A 16219-nucleotide genomic window follows, 5' to 3' on the forward strand; every position below is an offset into this window, starting at 1 on the left:
AGGGCGGCTTCCGTGGTGGCGAGCGCCGCGAAGGCGGGTTCCGCCGTGAGGGCGGCGAGCGCCAGGGCGGCGGCTTCCGTGGCGGTGACCGCGAGGGCGGCTTCCGTGGTGGCGAGCGCCGCGAAGGCGGGTTCCGCCGTGAGGGCGGCGAGCGCCAGGGCGGCGGCTTCCGTGGCGGTGACCGCGAGGGTGGGTACCGTGGCGGTGAGCGCCGCGAGGGTGGCTTCCGTGGCGGTGACCGTGAGGGCTTCCGCGGTGGCGAGCGCCGCGAAGGCGGTTTCCGCGGCGGTGACCGTGAGGGCTTCCGCGGTGGCGAGCGTCGCGAAGGCGGGTTCCGTCGTGAGGGCGGCGAGCGTCGCGAGGGTGGTTTCCGCGGCGGTGACCGTGAGGGCTTCCGCGGTGGCGAGCGTCGCGAAGGCGGTTTCCGTGGCGGCGACCGTGAGGGCGGCTTCCGTGGCGGTGAGCGCCGCGAGGGCGGCTTCCGGGGCGACGAGCGGCGGGAGCGACCGGAGGCGGAGGGGGAGCGCACCCAGGCTCCCGCGCTGCCCGACGAGATCGTCGCCACCGACCTCGACAAGGACGTCCGGGCCGAGCTGCTGTCGCTGGCCAAGCCGGTCGCCGAGACGGTCGCCCGACACCTGGTGGCCACGGGTCAGCTGATCGACGAGGACCCGGCGGAGGCGCTGGCGCACGCGCTGGCCGCCCGTCGGCTGGCGTCCCGGATCGCCGCCGTCCGCGAGGCGGTGGGCCTGGCCGCGTACCACGCGGGGGAGTGGCAGACCGCGATCGCGGAGCTGCGCACGTACCACCGGATGACCGGGCTGCAGAGCCACCTGGCGGTGCTCGCGGACTGCGAGCGGGCGCTGGGTCGGGCGGAGCGGGCGATCGACCTGTTCCGTGGCGCGGACCGGGAGAAGCTGGACCAGGCCGTGGCGATCGAGCTGCTGATCGTGGCGGCCGGCGCGCGCGGCGACCTCGGCCAGAAGGACGCGGCGGTGGCCATGCTCCAGGTTCCCGAGCTGACCGTCGAGGCGGCCGAGCCGTGGACGGCCCGGCTGCGCTACGCGTACGCCGACGCGCTGCTCGCGGTCGGTCGTCGCGAGGAGGCCCGCGAGTGGTTCTCTCGGGCGGCCGACGCGGACACCGAGGGCGAGACCGACGCCGCCGAGCGCCTGCTGGAGCTCGACGGTGTGGTGATCGAGGGCGACGAGGAGGACGAGGAGTCCGCCGAGGCGATCGCCGCCGGTCCGGGCGCCCCGGGTGCGGTGCCGGCCCGTCCGGATGCCGACCTCACCGGCGACGCCGAGCGCGACGACGACGGGCGACGGGACGAGGCCGGGACCGCCGACGAGCGGGACGAGACCGGGAGCGCGGACGTGTCGACGGACGACCTGGCCGACGACGAGCTGACCGACGACGAGGCGCGCGCTGTCGCGGCCGGCCCCACCGCCGACGGCACCGGGACCGACGCCGCCGCTCCTGGCGAGTCGGCCGGCACCGCCGAGTCGGACGCCCCGCAGCGATGACGGCGGACGCCGGGGAGCGGCTGGTCGACGGGTACGCCCTGGTCGTGTTCGACCTGGACGGGGTGATCTATCTGATCGACCGGCCGATCCCCGGCGCCGTCGAGGCGGTCGGCCAACTGCACGCCGAGGGGCGGCGCGTCGCGTTCGCGACCAACAACGCCTCACGCCGTTCCAGCGAGGTGGCCGACCTGCTCACCGGGATCGGGGTTCCCGCCCGGCCGGAGGAGGTGCTCACCTCCGCGGCGGCCGCCGCCGAGTTGCTCCGCGACCGGCTGCCTCCCGGCGCCGCGGTGCTGGTGGTCGGCGCCGAGGCACTGCGGGCCGAGGTCCGCGCCGCCGGGCTGACGCCGGTGTCCCGGGCCGACGAGTCGCCGGTCGCCGTCGTGCAGGGGTACGGGCCGCAGGTCGGCTGGGTGGACCTGGCCGAGGCGTCGGTGGCCGTACGCGGCGGGGCGACCTGGATCGCCACCAACACCGACCGGACGCTGCCCAGCGGTCGGGGACCCCTACCGGGCAACGGCGCGCTGGTCGCCGCGCTGCGGACCGCGCTCGGGCGGGATCCCGACGTGGTCGTCGGCAAGCCTGAGCCGGCGCTGTTCGCCACCGCGGCCCGCCGCGCCGGCGAGGGCCGGGCGCTGGTGGTCGGCGACCGGCTGGACACCGACATCGAGGGCGCCCGGCGGGCGGGCCTGGACAGCCTGCTGGTGCTCACCGGCGTCTGCGACGTGGCCGAGCTGCTCGCCGCCCCGCCGGAGCACCGGCCGACGTACGTTGCGATGGACCTCGCCGGGCTCTTCGACCCGGCGGCGGTGGTGCGGGTCCCGGGCCCCGCGGACGGCTGGTCGGTGGCGTCGCGGGACGGCGCGCTGGAGCTGTCCGGGGCGGGCCGCCCGCTGGCCGCCGTGGCGGCGCTGTGCGCGGCCGCCTGGACCGGGGACGCGACGCGCGTGCGTGCCGGGTCGGCGGCGGCCGAGCAGGTGTTGACCGCGTTCGGCCTGTCCGCCTGAACGGTCCCGCCCTCCCGGCCCGGTTCTACCGTGGCGGTCGGGCCGCCCTGCCCGGGGCTCGGAGCAGGCTGCCTCGGCCGCGGCTCAGAGCAGCTTGCGCAGCTTCATCAGGTCGAGCGGGTTCGCCTTGATCGACACTTGCCGGGACGTGACCGCGCGGGTGATGTCGAGTTCACCGCGGACCAACGCGAGCAGGTCGTCGCTGCTCGTGCTCAGCGCGATCTTCGCCTTCGGGTCGTCGCCGTCGGCCAGGTCGACCAGGCGGCCGTCGGCGAGCCGGCCGTGGAAGGCCGTGTCCAGGTCGGTGATCCGGCAGGCCAGCGTGCGGTCCAGGTCGATCCGTTCCCGCACCGTCTCCGCGTTGCGGTCCAGCCGGGCGGCCAGCTCCTGCAACGCCTGCCGGCACTCGTCCACGCTGGCCACTGTCGCCCCCTCGCCGTTCGCCACGCCGTCCCCGGCACCGTACCGCACGGGGCGTCGCGGGGTGCCCGGTAGCGTGACACCTGCACACCCCCGCCCCGCGGAAGGACTCAGGCATGCAGGACGCGTGGCGCGCCTACCTCGAGCTGGCCATGGGCCTGACGGAGGCGCCCCGGAAGAAGGCCCAGGACGCGGTGCGCCGCCTCGTCGGCTCGGGCGGGGCGACCGCCGGCCAGTTGCAGGCGCTCGCCGAGGAACTCGTCTCCACCGGCGCGGCGAACCGGGAGGCGCTGACCAAGCTGGTCCGGTTCGAGGTCGACCGCGCCCTCGGCGCGGTGGGGCTCGCCACCGCCGACGAGGTCGCCGAGCTGACCCGCCGGGTGCACGAGCTGGAGCGCCAGCTCCGGGAGGCCAGGACGACCCCCGCGGCCCCCGCCACCCCGCCGCCGTCGGCACCCACCACCTCGTCGGCGGCCCCGGGCGCCGCCGAGCCGGCCGTGCCCCCCACAGCCGGGCCGGGCGCGCCCGTCGCGACGCAGGCGGTGGCCAAGAAGGCGGTCGCCAAGAAGGCCGTGGCCAAGAAGGCGGTCGTGAAGAAGGCGGTGGCGAAGCGGGCGCCGTCGGCCGTCGCTCCGGCCGAGGGCGGCCACGTCGAGCAGGTCCCGACGGCGAAGGCCCAGGGCGCCGACGCCGGGCCGGCCCGGCCGGTGAAGAAGGCGTCCGCCCGCAGGCAGCAGCCGGGCGGCGAGGCGTGATCCGCCTCGCGGCCGGGAGCGGCTCGTGACCGGCCCTGCCCGTCCCGGCCCGCCGTCGGGTGCCCGTCCCGGCCCGCCGTCCGCTGCCCGGCCGGGCCCCACGCCCGGACCGCGCCCCGGGCCGCCGCGACCCGAGCCGCTCGACGACCTCGACGAGGCGCGCCACCCCGCCGTCGACGCCGCCGTGCGCGCGATGGCCAACGCCGCGACGCTCGCCCCGGCCGACCAGATCGCGCAGTACGAGGCGGCGTACGAGACGCTGCGGGAAACCCTCGCCACCATCGACCAGGCCTGACCGGACCGGAGAAGAACCACGCATGGCACGTCGTAACCGGCTGGACGCCGAACTCGTCCGCCGCGGCCTGGCCCGCTCCCGGGAGCAGGCCGCCGCGCTGGTGGAGGCCGGCCGGGTCCAGCTGCGCGGGGTACCCGCCCGCAAGCCCGCCGCGATGGTCGACCCCGCCGACCCGCTGCTGGTCACGGGCGAGGACCCCAGCTCGGAGTACGTCTCCCGGGGCGGGCACAAACTGGCCGGCGCGCTGGCCGCCTTCGCCCCCGGCGGGTTGACCGTTGCCGGCCGGCGCTGCCTGGACGCGGGCGCCTCCACCGGCGGCTTCACCGACGTGCTGCTGCGCGCCGACGCGGCCGAGGTGGTGGCCGTCGACGTCGGCTACGGGCAGCTCGCCTGGCCGCTTCGCAACGATCCCCGGGTGCGGGTCTTCGAGCGCACCAACGTCCGTACGCTCACTCCGGAGGCCGTCGGGGGGCCGGTCGACCTCACGGTCGCCGACCTGTCGTTCATCTCGCTGCGGCTGGTGCTGCCGGCGCTGGCCGGCTGCACCCGGCCCGACGGCGACCTCGCGCTGATGGTGAAGCCGCAGTTCGAGGTCGGCAAGGAGCGGGTCGGCGCCGGCGGGGTGGTCCGCGATCCGGCGTTGCGCGCCGAGGCGGTGCTCGACGTCGCCGCCGCGGCGGCGCGGCTCGACCTCGGTCTGGCCGACGTGGCCGCGAGCCCGCTGCCGGGGCCCAGCGGCAACGTCGAGTTCTTCGTATGGTTACGCCGGGACGCACCGCCGGCCGACCCGGATCGGGTGCGTGCCGTGGTGACCGCCGGGCCGCAGGGCCCGGCGCCGTCCGGCGACCTGCCGGACACGGCGACGGAGGAGGTGGCCGGGTGAGCGAGCAGGCGAGCCCCGCGGTCGTGGCTGGGCCGTGCGGGTGCGGGTGCCGGGCGGGCGCGACGGGACGGCCGTCCCGGTGAGCCGCACGGCCCTGCTGGTGACCCACACCGGCCGCCGCCGCAGCACCGAGCACGCGCGGGCGGTGGCCGCCGACCTCATCGCGGCCGGTTTCGAGGTACGGGTCGTCGCCGAGGAGGCCGACGACCTCGACCTGCCCGGCGTGGTGCCGGTGACCGGCCTGGAGGCGGCCGAGGGCGCGGAGATCGTCTTCGCGCTCGGCGGGGACGGCACGTTCCTGCGCGCGGCCGAGCTGGCCCGGCCGGCGAAGGCGCCGCTGCTCGGCATCAACCTCGGCAAGGTCGGCTTCCTCGCCGAGGCGGAGATCGACGACCTGGACAGCGCGGTACGGGACGTGGTGGGCCGGCACTACACCGTGGACGAGCGGCTCACGCTGGACGTGACCGCCGAGTTCGACGGCGGCCCGACCATCGAGTCCTGGGCGCTCAACGAGATCAGCGTCGAGAAGGGCGAGCGCGCCCAGATGCTGGAGCTGCTCGTCGACGTGGACGGCCGCCCGCTGTCCCGCTACGGCTGCGACGGCGTGGTCTGCGCGACCCCCACCGGCTCGACGGCGTACGCGTTCTCCGGCGGCGGGCCGGTGGTGTGGCCCGAGGTGGAGGCCCTGCTGCTGGTGCCGATCAGCGCGCACGCGCTGTTCAGCCGGCCGCTGGTCACCGCGCCCACCTCCACGTTCGCCATCACCGTCGACCCGTTCACCACCCTCGCGGTGCTGTCCTGCGACGGCCGGCGCGTCTACGACCTGCCGCCCGGGGCCCGGGTCACCGTGCGGCGCGGCGCGTTGCCCGTGCGCATCGTGCGGCTGCGGGACCGCCCGTTCACCGACCGGCTGGTGGCGAAGTTCGACCTGCCCGTGCACGGCTGGCGCGGCAACCGCCGCTGACAGCGCGTCCGTGGCGCGTGTCGGCACCGGCGGTGACCAGCCGCACCGGGGCGCCCGGCCGGTGGTGAGGCGGGGCGCGACGCCCCGGTACGCCCGTGCCGGCTGGTCAACTGTCGGGGGCCGCGTCTACTGTCGGTTGCTGTGCTGGAAGAGCTGCGCATCACCGGACTGGGCGTCATCGAGGACACCACGCTGCCGTTGACCGGCGGCATGAACGTCATCACCGGCGAGACCGGTGCGGGCAAGACCATGGTGGTCACCGGCCTCGGCCTGCTCTTCGGTGGCCGTGCCGACGCGGGGCGGGTCCGTGCCCAGCCCGGCCGGGCGGTGGTCGAGGGGCGGCTGCGGCTCGACGGCCGGGTTGCCGCCGCCGTGCACACCCGGGTCGTCGACGCCGGCGGCGAGCCCGACGAGGACGGTTCGGTGCTGCTCAGTCGCACGGTCACGGTGGAGGGTCGGTCCCGGGCGCACCTGGGTGGGCGCAGCATGCCGGTGGCCATGCTCGGCGAGGTGGGCGAGCAGGTGGTCGCCGTGCACGGCCAGTCCGACCAGCTGCGGCTGCTGCGTCCGGCCGAGCAGCGGGCCGCGCTGGACCGGTTCGCCGGCCCGGAGCACGAGAAGCTGCTCGACGCGCTGCGCGAGGCGTACACCCGCTGGCGCGCCGTGGTCGACGACCTGGCCGACCGGCGGCGCAACGTCCGCGAGCGCAGCCAGGAGGCCGACCTGCTGCGGCTCGGCCTGGACGAGATCACCCGGGTCGACCCGCAGCCCGGCGAGGACGACGAGCTGAAGGCGGAGGCGCAGCGGCTGGAGCACGCCGAGGGGCTGCGCACCGCGGCGCAGCTGGCCCACCAGTGCGTGGCCGGCGGCGTGGAGGCGACCGACGAGACCCCCGACGCCACGGCGCTGCTCGGCACCGCCCGGCGCACCCTGGAGGCGCAGGCCGGCACGGATCCGGCGCTCGGCGAGCTGGCGGGGCGGCTGGAGGAGGCGGCGACGCTGGTGGCGGACGTCTCCGCCGAGCTGTCGGCCTACCTCGCCGCGCTCGACGCCGACCCGGCCCGGTTGCAGGCCCTCTACGAGCGCCGGGCGGCGCTGCGCGCCCTGACCCGCAAGTACGCCGACGACGTCGACGGCGTGATCGCCTGGGCGGAACGGGCCCGCACCCGGCTGTCCGACCTGGACACCTCCGACGAGTTCCTCGACGAGCTGGAGCGGGAGTCGGCGCGGCTGGCGGGCGAGGTCGCCGACCTGGCCGGCCGGGTGTCGACGTCCCGGCAGGAGGCGGCGACCCGCTTCGCGGAGCAGGTCACCGTCGAGTTGGCCGGCCTGGCCATGCCGCACGCCCGGATCGAGGTGGCGGTGCTGCCGCGGCCGGCCGGCCGGGCGGAGCCGAGCCTGCCGGTCAACGGCGCCGAGGTCGGCGTCGGCCCGGACGGCGGCGACGAGGTCGAGCTGCGCCTGCTGGCCCACCCCGGCGCGCCCGCGCTGCCGTTGCAGCGCGGCGCCTCCGGCGGTGAGCTGTCCCGGGTGATGCTCGCCATCGAGGTCGTCTTCGCCGGCTCGGGCGGGCCGCCCACGCTGGTCTTCGACGAGGTGGACGCCGGGGTCGGCGGCCAGGCGGCGGTGGAGATCGGCCGGCGGCTGGCCCGGCTGGCCCGTAGCCACCAGGTGCTCGTGGTCACCCACCTGCCGCAGGTCGCCGCGTTCGCCGACCGGCATCTGGTGGTGGCGAAGGACACGGGCGGAGCGGTCACCACGAGCGGGGTCCGCGTGGTGGAGGACACGGAGCGGGCCCGGGAGTTGGCCCGGATGCTCGCGGGTTTGCCCGATTCCGACCTGGGTATCGCCCATGCCGAGGAGCTTCTCGCCGTGGCGGCCCGGGAAAGGCGTCCGTGAGGGCGGCGATTGTGAGCACAGGCACACCGGCCTGCGCGCTAGTGTGCTTCCCTGGGTAGGCGGCCCTGCTCAGGCATGTCGCGACAGAAATGCCTGCCTCACATGCCAGGATGGTCACGATGCGTCTACCCACGTTGCGCCGGACCCGGAACGCGGAACCGGGCAGAATCCTCGGCACCGCGCGCCTGGACCGCCGGACGAAACGCCTGGTCGGCCGGCTCCGCCCCGGTGACATCGCGGTCATCGACCACGTCGACGTGGACCGGGTCGCCGCCGACTCGCTCGTCGCGGTCGGTGTCGCCGCCGTGCTCAACGCGAAGCCGTCGGTCTCCGGTCGCTACCCCAACCTCGGGCCGGAGGTGCTGATCGGCGCCGGCATCCCGCTCCTCGACGACCTGGGGGAGGGGATCTTCGAGCGGATCCGTGAGGGCGACACGGTCCGGATCGAGGGCAACACCGTCTACGTCGGCGACGAGCCGGTGGCGCACGGCAGCCTCCAGGACGCCGAGACGGTGGCCAAGGCGATGGCCGATGCCCGGGAGGGCCTGTCGGTCCAGCTCGAGGCGTTCGCCGCCAACACGATGGACTACCTCAAGCAGGAGCGCGCACTGCTCCTCGACGGCGTCGGCGTGCCGGAGATCCAGACCGAGATCCAGGGGCGGCACTGCCTGATCGTGGTGCGCGGCTACGACTACAAGGCCGACCTGGACGTGCTGCGCCCCTACATCCGCGAGTTCAAGCCGGTGCTGATCGGCGTCGACGGCGGCGCGGACGCGCTGGTGGAGGCCGGCTACACGCCGGACATGATCATCGGTGACATGGATTCGGTCACCGACGACGTGTTGCGCTGCGGCGCCGAGGTGATCGTGCACGCCTACCCGGACGGGCGGGCGCCCGGCCTGGCCCGGGTCACCGGGCTCGGCGTACCGGCGGTGACCTTCCCGGCCGCGGCCACCAGCGAGGACCTGGCCATGCTGCTGGCCGACGAGAAGGGCGCCTCGCTGCTGGTCGCCGTCGGCACCCACGCCACGCTGGTGGAGTTCCTGGACAAGGGCCGCGGCGGCATGGCCTCCACGTTCCTGACCCGGCTCAAGGTCGGCGGCAAGCTCGTCGACGCCAAGGGGGTGAGCCGGCTCTACCGGCAGAGCATCTCCGGGTCCTCGCTGCTGCTGCTGGTGCTCTCCGCGATCGCGGCGATGGCCTCCGCCGTGGCGGTCTCCACCGTCGGCAAGGCGTATTTGGGTGTGGTTTCCGAGTGGTGGAACAATTTCGTGTTCCAGCTTGAACAGCTTTTCTAGCGTCCGACCGATCAAGAGGCTGCAGGTGTGATCAACTTCCGGTACCACGTGGTGTCCCTGACCGCGGTCTTCCTCGCGTTGGCGATCGGTCTGGTGGTCGGCACCGCCGCACTGAACGGCCCGGTCGCCGACTCGCTCAAGGAGAACGTCAACGGGCTGCGCAAGGACAACCAGCTGATGCGCCAGCAGGTCCAGAGCATGGAGAAGGAACTGGAGCTGGAGGAGGACTTCGCGGCCCAGATGGCGGAGTTGTTCCTGCCGGGCAAGCTCGCCGGCAAGCGGGTGGTGGTGGTCACCCTGCCCACCGGGCGGGACCACACCGAGGGCGTGGTCAAGATGCTCCAGCTCGGCGGGGCCGAGATGACGGGCCGCATCGACCTGCAGGACAAGTTCATCAATCCGGACAACAACAACGACCTGCTGGAACTGGCGGTCACCGCCGCGCGCCCCACCAGCGCGCCGACCGCCGACCTGCCGGGCAACGGCAACGGGGTGGAGACGTCCAGCGCGCTGCTGGCCAGCGTCCTGCTGGACCGGGCGACCGGCGCCACCCCGGTCACCGAGGCCGACCGGCGGGCGGTGCTGGCCGCGTACACCAACGCCAACTACCTGACCACCGAGGAGCGGGTCAGCGCGTCGGCGGAGGCCGTCGTCGTGGTCAGCGGGCAGCCGTACGTGGACAAGGACTCGGCGAAGAAGGACGAGTCGGTGCTCAAGGTCGCCGAGCAGTTCGACCGCGTCGGGACGATCGTCGTCGCCGGCAACGGCTCGACCGGCGGCAACCTGGTCGCGGCCGTCCGCAGCGACCCGGTGCTGGTGCAGAGCATCTCCACCGTCGACAACGCCAACACCGTCCAGGGCCAGCTGGTCACCGCCCTCGCGATGGTGCAGCAGGTGACCGAGAAGAAGGCCGGGCAGTACGGCGTCGGCGACAACGCCACCCTGCTGCCTAGACTGCCCCAGTGAGCGAGCGACGTACCCCGGTGTCCGGATCCAGCCGTACGCACGAGCGGGAGGGGGCCGCGTGAGTCTGCTCGGTCGACTGTTGATCGCCGGGGCGGGCGCCGCCGCCGCCCGGTACGCGCTGCGCGAGGTGCGTACCTCGCCGGCCGGCCCCGCCCTGGACCGGACGAACTTCCGCGGCCGCACGGTGACCCTGGCCGCCGGGCCGGCGCTCGCCGCCGGGGCCGCCGGCGCGGGCGCGTTCGGCGCCTCCAGCGCGTCCTCGGGGGCCGCGGCCCTGGTCGCCGGGGTGGGCGCCGGGGCCGTCGGGCTCTACGACGACGTGGTGGGGGCGCGGCCGGAGCAGAAGGCGGCCAAGGGCTTCGCCGGTCACCTGGCCGCGCTGCGCGAGGGCCGGGTCACCGCCGGGCTCGTCAAGGTCGTCGGGGTGGGCGCGGCGGGGCTCGGCGCCGCCGCGCTGCTCGCCACCGACCCCCGGGTGGCCGGGCACCGCCGCCGCCAGCGGCAGGGCACGCTGGGGCGGGGCATCGACGTGCTGCTCGGCGCGGGCGTCATCGCCGGCACCGCGAACCTGCTGAACCTGCTCGACCTGCGACCCGGCCGGGCGCTGAAGTCCGGCATCCTCCTCGGCGCCCCGCTTGCCGCCGGCCCGCACGGCGGAATCGCCGCGGGCGCGGTCGGCGCCGCCGCCGGGCTGCTCCCCGACGACCTCGGCGAGGACGTGATGCTCGGCGACAGCGGCGCGAACGCGCTCGGCGCGCTGCTGGGCGTGGCGCTGGCCGCGCGTACCGGGCCGGTCGGGCGGGCCGGGCTGCTCGCCGTGCTCGCCGGTCTCACCGCGGCCAGCGAGAAGGTCAGCTTCACCCAGGTCATCCAGCGCACCCCCGGGCTGCGCGAACTCGACGCGCTGGGCCGTCGCGCCGACTGACGTGACGACCCCGGCACCCCTCGCCGGCGCCGGCCGCGTCGCCGGAGCGGCCGCGCTCATCGCCGTCCTCACCGTCCTCAGCCGGCTCGCCGGGTTCGGCCGCACCGCCGTCTTCACCTGGGTCGTGCAGAAGAGCGACCTCGGCGGCATGTACGTGATCGCCAACACGGTCCCGAACATCATCTTCGAGATCGTCGCGGGCGGCGCGCTGGCGAGTCTGGTCGTACCGCTGCTGGCCGGGCCGGTCGCGGCCGGGGACCGGCGCGCGGTGGCCGCCACCACCGGCGCCCTGCTCACCTGGACGGTCACCCTGCTGGTGCCGCTGGCCGTGCTGGTCGCGGTGGCGGCCGACCCGGTCGTGTCGCTGATCAGCGAGGGGCGCTCCGAGGCGGAGGTGGCCGCCGGCGCGCGGATGCTGCGCGTCTTCGCCCCGCAGTTGCCGCTCTACGGCATCGGCATCGTGCTGACCGGCGTGCTCCAGGCGCACCGCCGGTTCGCCTGGCCGGTGATCGCGCCGCTGCTGTCCAGCCTCACCGTGATCGTGGTCTACCTCGCCTTCGGCGGCGCCGAGGGACGTGGCGCGAGCGTGGCGCAGGTGAGCCGCGGCGGCGAGCTGATCCTGTCGGGCGGCACCACGGCGGGCGTGGTGGTGCTGTCGCTGTCGCTGCTGATCCCGCTGCGCCGGCTGGGGCTGCGGCTGCGCCCCGGGTACGCGTTCCCCGCCGACGCCCGGGCGCGGGTGAAGGGGCTGGCGCTGGCCGGCGCCGTCACCGTCACCGCCCAGCAGATCGCGCTGCTGGTGCTGCTCAACCGGGTCTCCGGCGGCCCGACCGGCTCGCCGCAGGTGTTCAACCTGGCCCAGACCATGTACCTGCTGCCCTGGGCGGTGCTGGCGGTGCCGCTGGCCGTGGCGGCCTACCCGACGCTGGCGACCGCGGCGGCCGCCGGGGACGACGGGGACTACCGGCGCACGCTCTCCTCGACCGCGCGCGGCGTGCTGCTGTTCAGCTGCCTCGGCGCGGCGGCCCTGGTCGGCACCGCCGCGCCGGTCGCCTCGTTCTTCTACCCGGACGATCCCGGGTCCACGGCCGCCGGGATCGCCGGCTTCGCCCCGGGGCTGCTCGGCTACGGCCTCTTCGCGGTGCTCTCCCGGGCCCTCTACGCCCGCGGCGACACCCGCCCCGCCACCGTGGCGATCACCGCCGGCTGGCTGGCCGTGCCGGTGGCGGCGGTGCCGCTGGCGGCCCTGCTCCCGGTGGCGGACCGGGTGCTGGCGGTCACCCTGGCCAACTCGGCCGGGATGCTGCTGCTCGGCGGCCTGCTGCTCGCCGCCGTGCTGCGCTCGGCCGGGGCCGCCGCGCTCGCCGGCGTCGGCCGGGCCGGCGCCGCCGGGCTGCTCGCCGGCGCCCTGGCGGCGCTCGCCGGGACGGCCGCCACCCGCTGGCTGGACGCGGCCGGCGACGGCACCCCGACGACACCGGCCGCACTCGTGCAGGGCATGCTGTCCGGAGTCCTGGTCGGCGTCGTGTTCCTCGCCGTCGTCTGGCTGGTCGACCGGCGGGACGTGCGACCGCTGCTGGCCGGGGTGCTCCGGCGGCTGAGCCGGGGCCGGCGCGGGCCGGCGGCCCCCGCCGAACGGACGGGTGAGGGTGAGATCCCCCCGGAACGGGGTGACGGGAAGGAGACGGTGTCCCGGTGAGCGGGTGCAGGACGGGTGACCGGCCGGCGGCGACCGACGAGCGGGGGTGGTCCCGGTGACGGAACCGACACCGGACACCAACTGGCGCGGCACCGTGGCCCTGCTGCTCGCCTCCAGCACCGGCGGGGTGGGGCAGCACGTCCGTTCCCTCGCCCAGGGGCTGACCGCCGCGGGCACCGCCGTGTTGGTCTGCGGGCCCGCCGCGACGCAGGAACAGTTCGACTTCACCGGCGTCGGCGCCCGGTTCCGGCCGGTGGAGATCTCGGCCAGCCCGACCCCCGCCGACGCCCGTGCCGTGGCCGCGCTGCGCCGGGCCCTCGCCGCCGAGCCGGTCGACGTGCTGCACGCCCACGGGCTGCGGGCCGGGCTGGTCGGCGTCCTCGCCCGGCCGGCCGTGCCCCTCGTGGTCACCTGGCACAACGCGGTGCTCGCCGGCGGGTTGCGCGGCGGCATGTCCCGCCTCGTCGAGCGGGTCGTCGCCCGGGGCGCCCGCGTGGCCCTCGGCGCCTCCGCCGACCTCGTCGAGCGGGCCGCCGCGCTGGGCGCGACGGACGCCCGGCTCGCCCCGGTCGCCGCGCCGGCGCTGCCCGCGCCGCGCCGCCGCCGGGCCGCCGTCCGCGCCGAATTCGGCGTCGGCCCGGACCAGCCGCTGATCCTCTCGGTCGGCCGGCTGCACCCGCAGAAGCGGTACGACGTGCTGGTCGACGCGGCCGCCCGGTGGCGCATCCGGACCCCGGCGCCGGCCGTGGTGATCGCCGGCAGCGGCCCGGCCTACCTGCCGCTGGCCGCCCGGATCTCCGCCGCCCGGGCCCCGGTGACCCTGCTCGGGCACCGCACCGACGTGGCCGACCTGCTCGCCGGGGCCGACCTGGCGCTGGTGACCAGCGACTGGGAGGCCCGCCAGCTCTTCGCGCAGGAGGCGATGCGGGCCGGCGTACCACTGGTGGCGACCGCCGTCGGGGGCCTGCCGGAGCTGGTCGGCGACGCCGCGGCGCTGGTGCCGCCCGGGGACGTGGACGCGGTCGACGCGGCCGTGCGTGCCCTGCTCGACGACGAGGCCGGTCGGGCCGAACTGGGCCGGCGGGGCGCCGCCCGGGCCGCGACCTGGCCCACCGAGGCGGACACCCTCGCCCAGCTCGCGGCGCTCTACGCCGAGCTGGCTCCGGACGCGGCAGGAGCCGCGCTCCCCGGCACCGACGGGGGGCCCGCCGAACCCGGACGTGACGGTCACGCCCCGTCGACGGGACGCCGGTGATGTTGCGCAGACTCGCCCCGGCCCTGCTGACCCTGGTCGTGGTGGCGCTCGGCATCGCGGCGCTGACCGCCCGGCCGGACCGCGAGGCGCCCGAGCGCACCGCCGACTTCGTCGTGCTTGCCGGGGTGGCCGGGCTGCGCTGGGAGGACGTCGACCCGGAGACCACCCCGACGCTGTGGCGGATGGCCCGCGACGGCTCCATCGGCTCCCTCTCGGTGCGCTCCGCGCACCGGCCGACCTGCCCCGTGGACGGCTGGCTGACCCTCGGGGCGGGCAGCTACGCCGCCTGGAACGGCAGCCGGCAGGTCGGGGGCTGCCCCCCGACGGCGGTGACCGTGGAGCAACCCGACGGTATCGGCGCGAACCTGCCCGACCAGGAGAGCGTCGTCCTGCACAACCAGGAGCGGCTGCCGTGGGGCGCGGTGCCCGGCGCGCTGTCGGAGTCGGTGCGCTGCTCGGTGGCGGTCGGGCCCGGTGCGGCGGTCGCCGCCGCCCGGCCGTTCGGCCGGGTCGACCGGTACGCGGCGGCCCTGCCCGAGGACCCCGCCGAGCTGCTCGGCTCGTGCGTGCTGAGCATCGTCGACCTCGGCACGGTCACCGGCGAGGACCCGACGGCCCGGGCCGCGGCGGCCCGCGAGGCCGACGCCCGGCTGGCCCGGGTGCTCGCCGCCCGGCCGCCCCGCTCGCTGGTGATCGTCGCCGGGGTGTCCGACACCGAGGTGCCGTCCCGGCTGCACGTGGCCGTCGCCGACGGGCCGGGCTGGGAGCGCGGATGGCTCACCTCGGCCAGCACCGGCCGGGAGGGCTACCTGCAACTGGTCGACCTCGCACCGACCGCGCTCACCGCGCTGGGCCGGCCGATGCCCGAGCGGCTCTTCCTCGGTCGGCCGGCCGAATCGGTCGGCGGGCGGCCGGCGGACCTGGCCGCCGCGATCGCGCAGCCCGCCGACGCCGACCGGGAGGCGGCCGCCCAACGGCGGGTGGCGGACTGGTTCTTCGCCCTGCTCGCCGGCGTCCAGGTGCTCCTGGCGGTGGCGGTGCTGCCGTTGCTGCGCCGGGCCCGCCGGCACGCCGGCCCGTACGGCCCGGAGCCGGTGTCGCGGCGGGTCGTGTCGGTCGTCGAGCTGCTGCTGATCGGGGCCGCCCTGGCCGTGCCGGCGGCCCTGCTCGCCGACGCGGTGCCGTGGTGGCGCGGCGACCACGCCGGCCTCTACTTCGCCGGGGTGACCGTGCTGCTGCTGGTTGCCGCGACCGCAGTGGTCCGGCTGGCGCCGGGGTACGCGAGCACCCTCGGCCCGCTCGGCGCGGTGGCGGGGCTGACCACGCTGGCCGTCGGGGTGGACGTGCTCACCGGCGCCCGCCTCCAGCTCAACGGGGTGGTCGGCTACTCGGCCCTGGAGGGCGGCCGGTACGCCGGGCTGGGCACCGTCGGGCTCGGCGTGTTCCTGGCCGGCGCCCTGCTGAGCGCGGGGTGGCTGGCCCAGCGGGTCCGCCGGTCCTGGCGGCCGACCGTCATGGTGCTCGTCGGCGGCGCGGCCGTGGTGGTCGTCGGCAGCCCGTACCTGGGTTCCGACCCGGTCGGCGCGATCGCGCTGACCGCCGGGCTGAGCGTCGCCGCCGCGATCAGCGCCGGCGGCTGGCTGACGATCAGCCGGCTGGCCTGGGCGACCATGGCCGGGCTGGCGCTGACCATCGGCTTCGCGGTGCTGGACCTGCGCCGGCCCGCCGCCGAACGGGGCAGCCTCGGCCGGTTCCTGGCCGCCGTCGGCGACGGCACCGGCGGGCTCACCGTGCACCGCTCCAGCACCGCCAACTTCGAGACCCTGGTCAACAGCCCGCTGACCGTGCTGGCCCTGGCCGGCGCCCTGCTGGTCTGGTTCGCCCTGCTCCAGCCGTGGGGCGGGCTGATGCGGCTGTTCGGCATCTACCCGGCGATGCGGGCGGCGATGGCCGGCACCGCCGTCGCCGCGGTGATCGGCGGGGTGCTGGGCGGCGACGCCCTGGACGTGGCCGGCGCGGCCGGCGCCCTGGTGGTGCCGATGGCGGCGCTGGCCGCGCTGCGGGTGCTCGACCACTCGACCGACCGCACCCAGCCCGACGCGGCCGGCCAGAGCGACGGTGGGCCGGGTGGGGCCGGCCAGAGCGACGGTGGGCCGGGCGGGACCGGCGACGGGCCGGGCGGCGGCGGGGGATCGGACGACGGCGGCCCGGACGGCCCGGGGGCGGGCGCCGGGGCGAGCACCGCGGATCCGGTCGCCGGGCCGGACGCGCCGGCCGGCCGGCCATCGAGCGAGGTCACGGCCTCCTGACCGGGTCGGCGACACCCG

At 76.6% G+C, this 16219-nt stretch carries 15 protein-coding genes; 13 read left to right on the forward strand and 2 right to left on the reverse strand.

Annotation, left to right across the window (positions count from 1 at the left end; all coding sequences use genetic code 11):
- A partial coding sequence (locus tag ACZ6O2_RS28930) for a hypothetical protein (protein WP_466025083.1) occupies window positions 1-638 on the reverse strand: 638 nt, incomplete at its 3' end.
- On the opposite strand from ACZ6O2_RS28930, the gene ACZ6O2_RS28935 reads away from it, so the two are divergent.
- Both ACZ6O2_RS28935 and ACZ6O2_RS28940 read left to right on the forward strand, forming a co-directional pair.
- Window positions 597-1526: a tetratricopeptide repeat protein gene (locus ACZ6O2_RS28935; protein ID WP_466025079.1), complete on the forward strand. Its 930-nt coding sequence runs from the start codon at window positions 597-599 to the stop codon at window positions 1524-1526. The two genes, ACZ6O2_RS28930 and ACZ6O2_RS28935, sit on opposite strands and share 42 nt — an antisense overlap.
- Window positions 1523-2533, forward strand: a complete 1011-nt coding sequence (locus ACZ6O2_RS28940; RefSeq protein ID WP_466025057.1) for an HAD-IIA family hydrolase — start codon at window positions 1523-1525, stop codon at window positions 2531-2533. The genes ACZ6O2_RS28935 and ACZ6O2_RS28940 overlap by 4 nt, the downstream gene beginning before the upstream one ends.
- A gap of 84 nt (window positions 2534-2617) precedes the next feature.
- Here the strand turns inward: ACZ6O2_RS28940 and ACZ6O2_RS28945 are convergent, their stop codons facing one another.
- Window positions 2618-2956, reverse strand: a complete 339-nt coding sequence (locus tag ACZ6O2_RS28945; RefSeq protein ID WP_466025080.1) for an SCP2 sterol-binding domain-containing protein — start codon at window positions 2954-2956, stop codon at window positions 2618-2620.
- A 113-nt stretch (window positions 2957-3069) separates the two neighbouring features.
- On the opposite strand from ACZ6O2_RS28945, the gene ACZ6O2_RS28950 reads away from it, so the two are divergent.
- From ACZ6O2_RS28950 to ACZ6O2_RS29000, 11 genes are all read left to right on the forward strand, one after another.
- Complete coding sequence (locus tag ACZ6O2_RS28950; protein ID WP_350712371.1) at window positions 3070-3708, forward strand: phasin family protein; 639 nt, start codon at window positions 3070-3072, stop codon at window positions 3706-3708.
- Between the two features lie 25 nt (window positions 3709-3733).
- The gene (locus ACZ6O2_RS28955; protein WP_350712372.1) at window positions 3734-4003 is read left to right on the forward strand and encodes a hypothetical protein; all 270 of its coding nucleotides are present in this window, start codon (window positions 3734-3736) and stop codon (window positions 4001-4003) included.
- Between the two features lie 22 nt (window positions 4004-4025).
- On the forward strand, window positions 4026-4886 hold the full coding sequence (locus ACZ6O2_RS28960) for a TlyA family RNA methyltransferase (protein WP_350712373.1): 861 nt from the start codon (window positions 4026-4028) through the stop codon (window positions 4884-4886).
- Window positions 4887-4965: 79 nt separating this feature from the next.
- On the forward strand, window positions 4966-5850 hold the full coding sequence (locus tag ACZ6O2_RS28965; protein WP_350712374.1) for an NAD kinase: 885 nt from the start codon (window positions 4966-4968) through the stop codon (window positions 5848-5850).
- Between the two features lie 141 nt (window positions 5851-5991).
- On the forward strand, window positions 5992-7749 hold the full coding sequence (gene recN, locus ACZ6O2_RS28970; protein ID WP_350712375.1) for a DNA repair protein RecN: 1758 nt from the start codon (window positions 5992-5994) through the stop codon (window positions 7747-7749).
- A gap of 119 nt (window positions 7750-7868) precedes the next feature.
- Window positions 7869-9047: a putative cytokinetic ring protein SteA gene (gene steA / locus ACZ6O2_RS28975; RefSeq protein ID WP_350712376.1), complete on the forward strand. Its 1179-nt coding sequence runs from the start codon at window positions 7869-7871 to the stop codon at window positions 9045-9047.
- A gap of 27 nt (window positions 9048-9074) precedes the next feature.
- Window positions 9075-10013, forward strand: coding sequence for a copper transporter (locus tag ACZ6O2_RS28980; protein ID WP_357463479.1), 939 nt, complete (start codon window positions 9075-9077; stop codon window positions 10011-10013).
- Window positions 10014-10071: 58 nt separating this feature from the next.
- Complete coding sequence (locus tag ACZ6O2_RS28985) at window positions 10072-10938, forward strand: hypothetical protein (protein ID WP_350712378.1); 867 nt, start codon at window positions 10072-10074, stop codon at window positions 10936-10938.
- A gap of 1 nt (window position 10939) precedes the next feature.
- Window positions 10940-12637, forward strand: a complete 1698-nt coding sequence (gene murJ / locus ACZ6O2_RS28990; protein WP_466025058.1) for a murein biosynthesis integral membrane protein MurJ — start codon at window positions 10940-10942, stop codon at window positions 12635-12637.
- A gap of 55 nt (window positions 12638-12692) precedes the next feature.
- On the forward strand, window positions 12693-13892 hold the full coding sequence (locus tag ACZ6O2_RS28995; RefSeq protein WP_466025059.1) for a glycosyltransferase family 4 protein: 1200 nt from the start codon (window positions 12693-12695) through the stop codon (window positions 13890-13892).
- On the forward strand, window positions 13892-16201 hold the full coding sequence (locus tag ACZ6O2_RS29000) for a hypothetical protein (RefSeq protein WP_466025060.1): 2310 nt from the start codon (window positions 13892-13894) through the stop codon (window positions 16199-16201). The genes ACZ6O2_RS28995 and ACZ6O2_RS29000 overlap by 1 nt, the downstream gene beginning before the upstream one ends.
- Window positions 16202-16219: the final 18 nt, after the last annotated feature.

The sequence above is a fragment of the Micromonospora sp. NPDC048040 genome (genome assembly GCF_055587185.1).

What these genes read in the sequence shown, in the direction of transcription:
- ACZ6O2_RS28940 (WP_466025057.1), top strand. Translation starts at nt 1,523, where the DNA reads ATGACGGCGGACGCCGGGGAGCGGCTGGTCGACGGGTACGCCCTGGTC.
- ACZ6O2_RS28950 (WP_350712371.1), top strand. Translation starts at nt 3,070, where the DNA reads ATGCAGGACGCGTGGCGCGCCTACCTCGAGCTGGCCATGGGCCTGACG.
- ACZ6O2_RS28960 (WP_350712373.1), top strand. Translation starts at nt 4,026, where the DNA reads ATGGCACGTCGTAACCGGCTGGACGCCGAACTCGTCCGCCGCGGCCTG.
- steA (WP_350712376.1), top strand. Translation starts at nt 7,869, where the DNA reads ATGCGTCTACCCACGTTGCGCCGGACCCGGAACGCGGAACCGGGCAGA.
- ACZ6O2_RS29000 (WP_466025060.1), top strand. Translation starts at nt 13,892, where the DNA reads ATGTTGCGCAGACTCGCCCCGGCCCTGCTGACCCTGGTCGTGGTGGCG.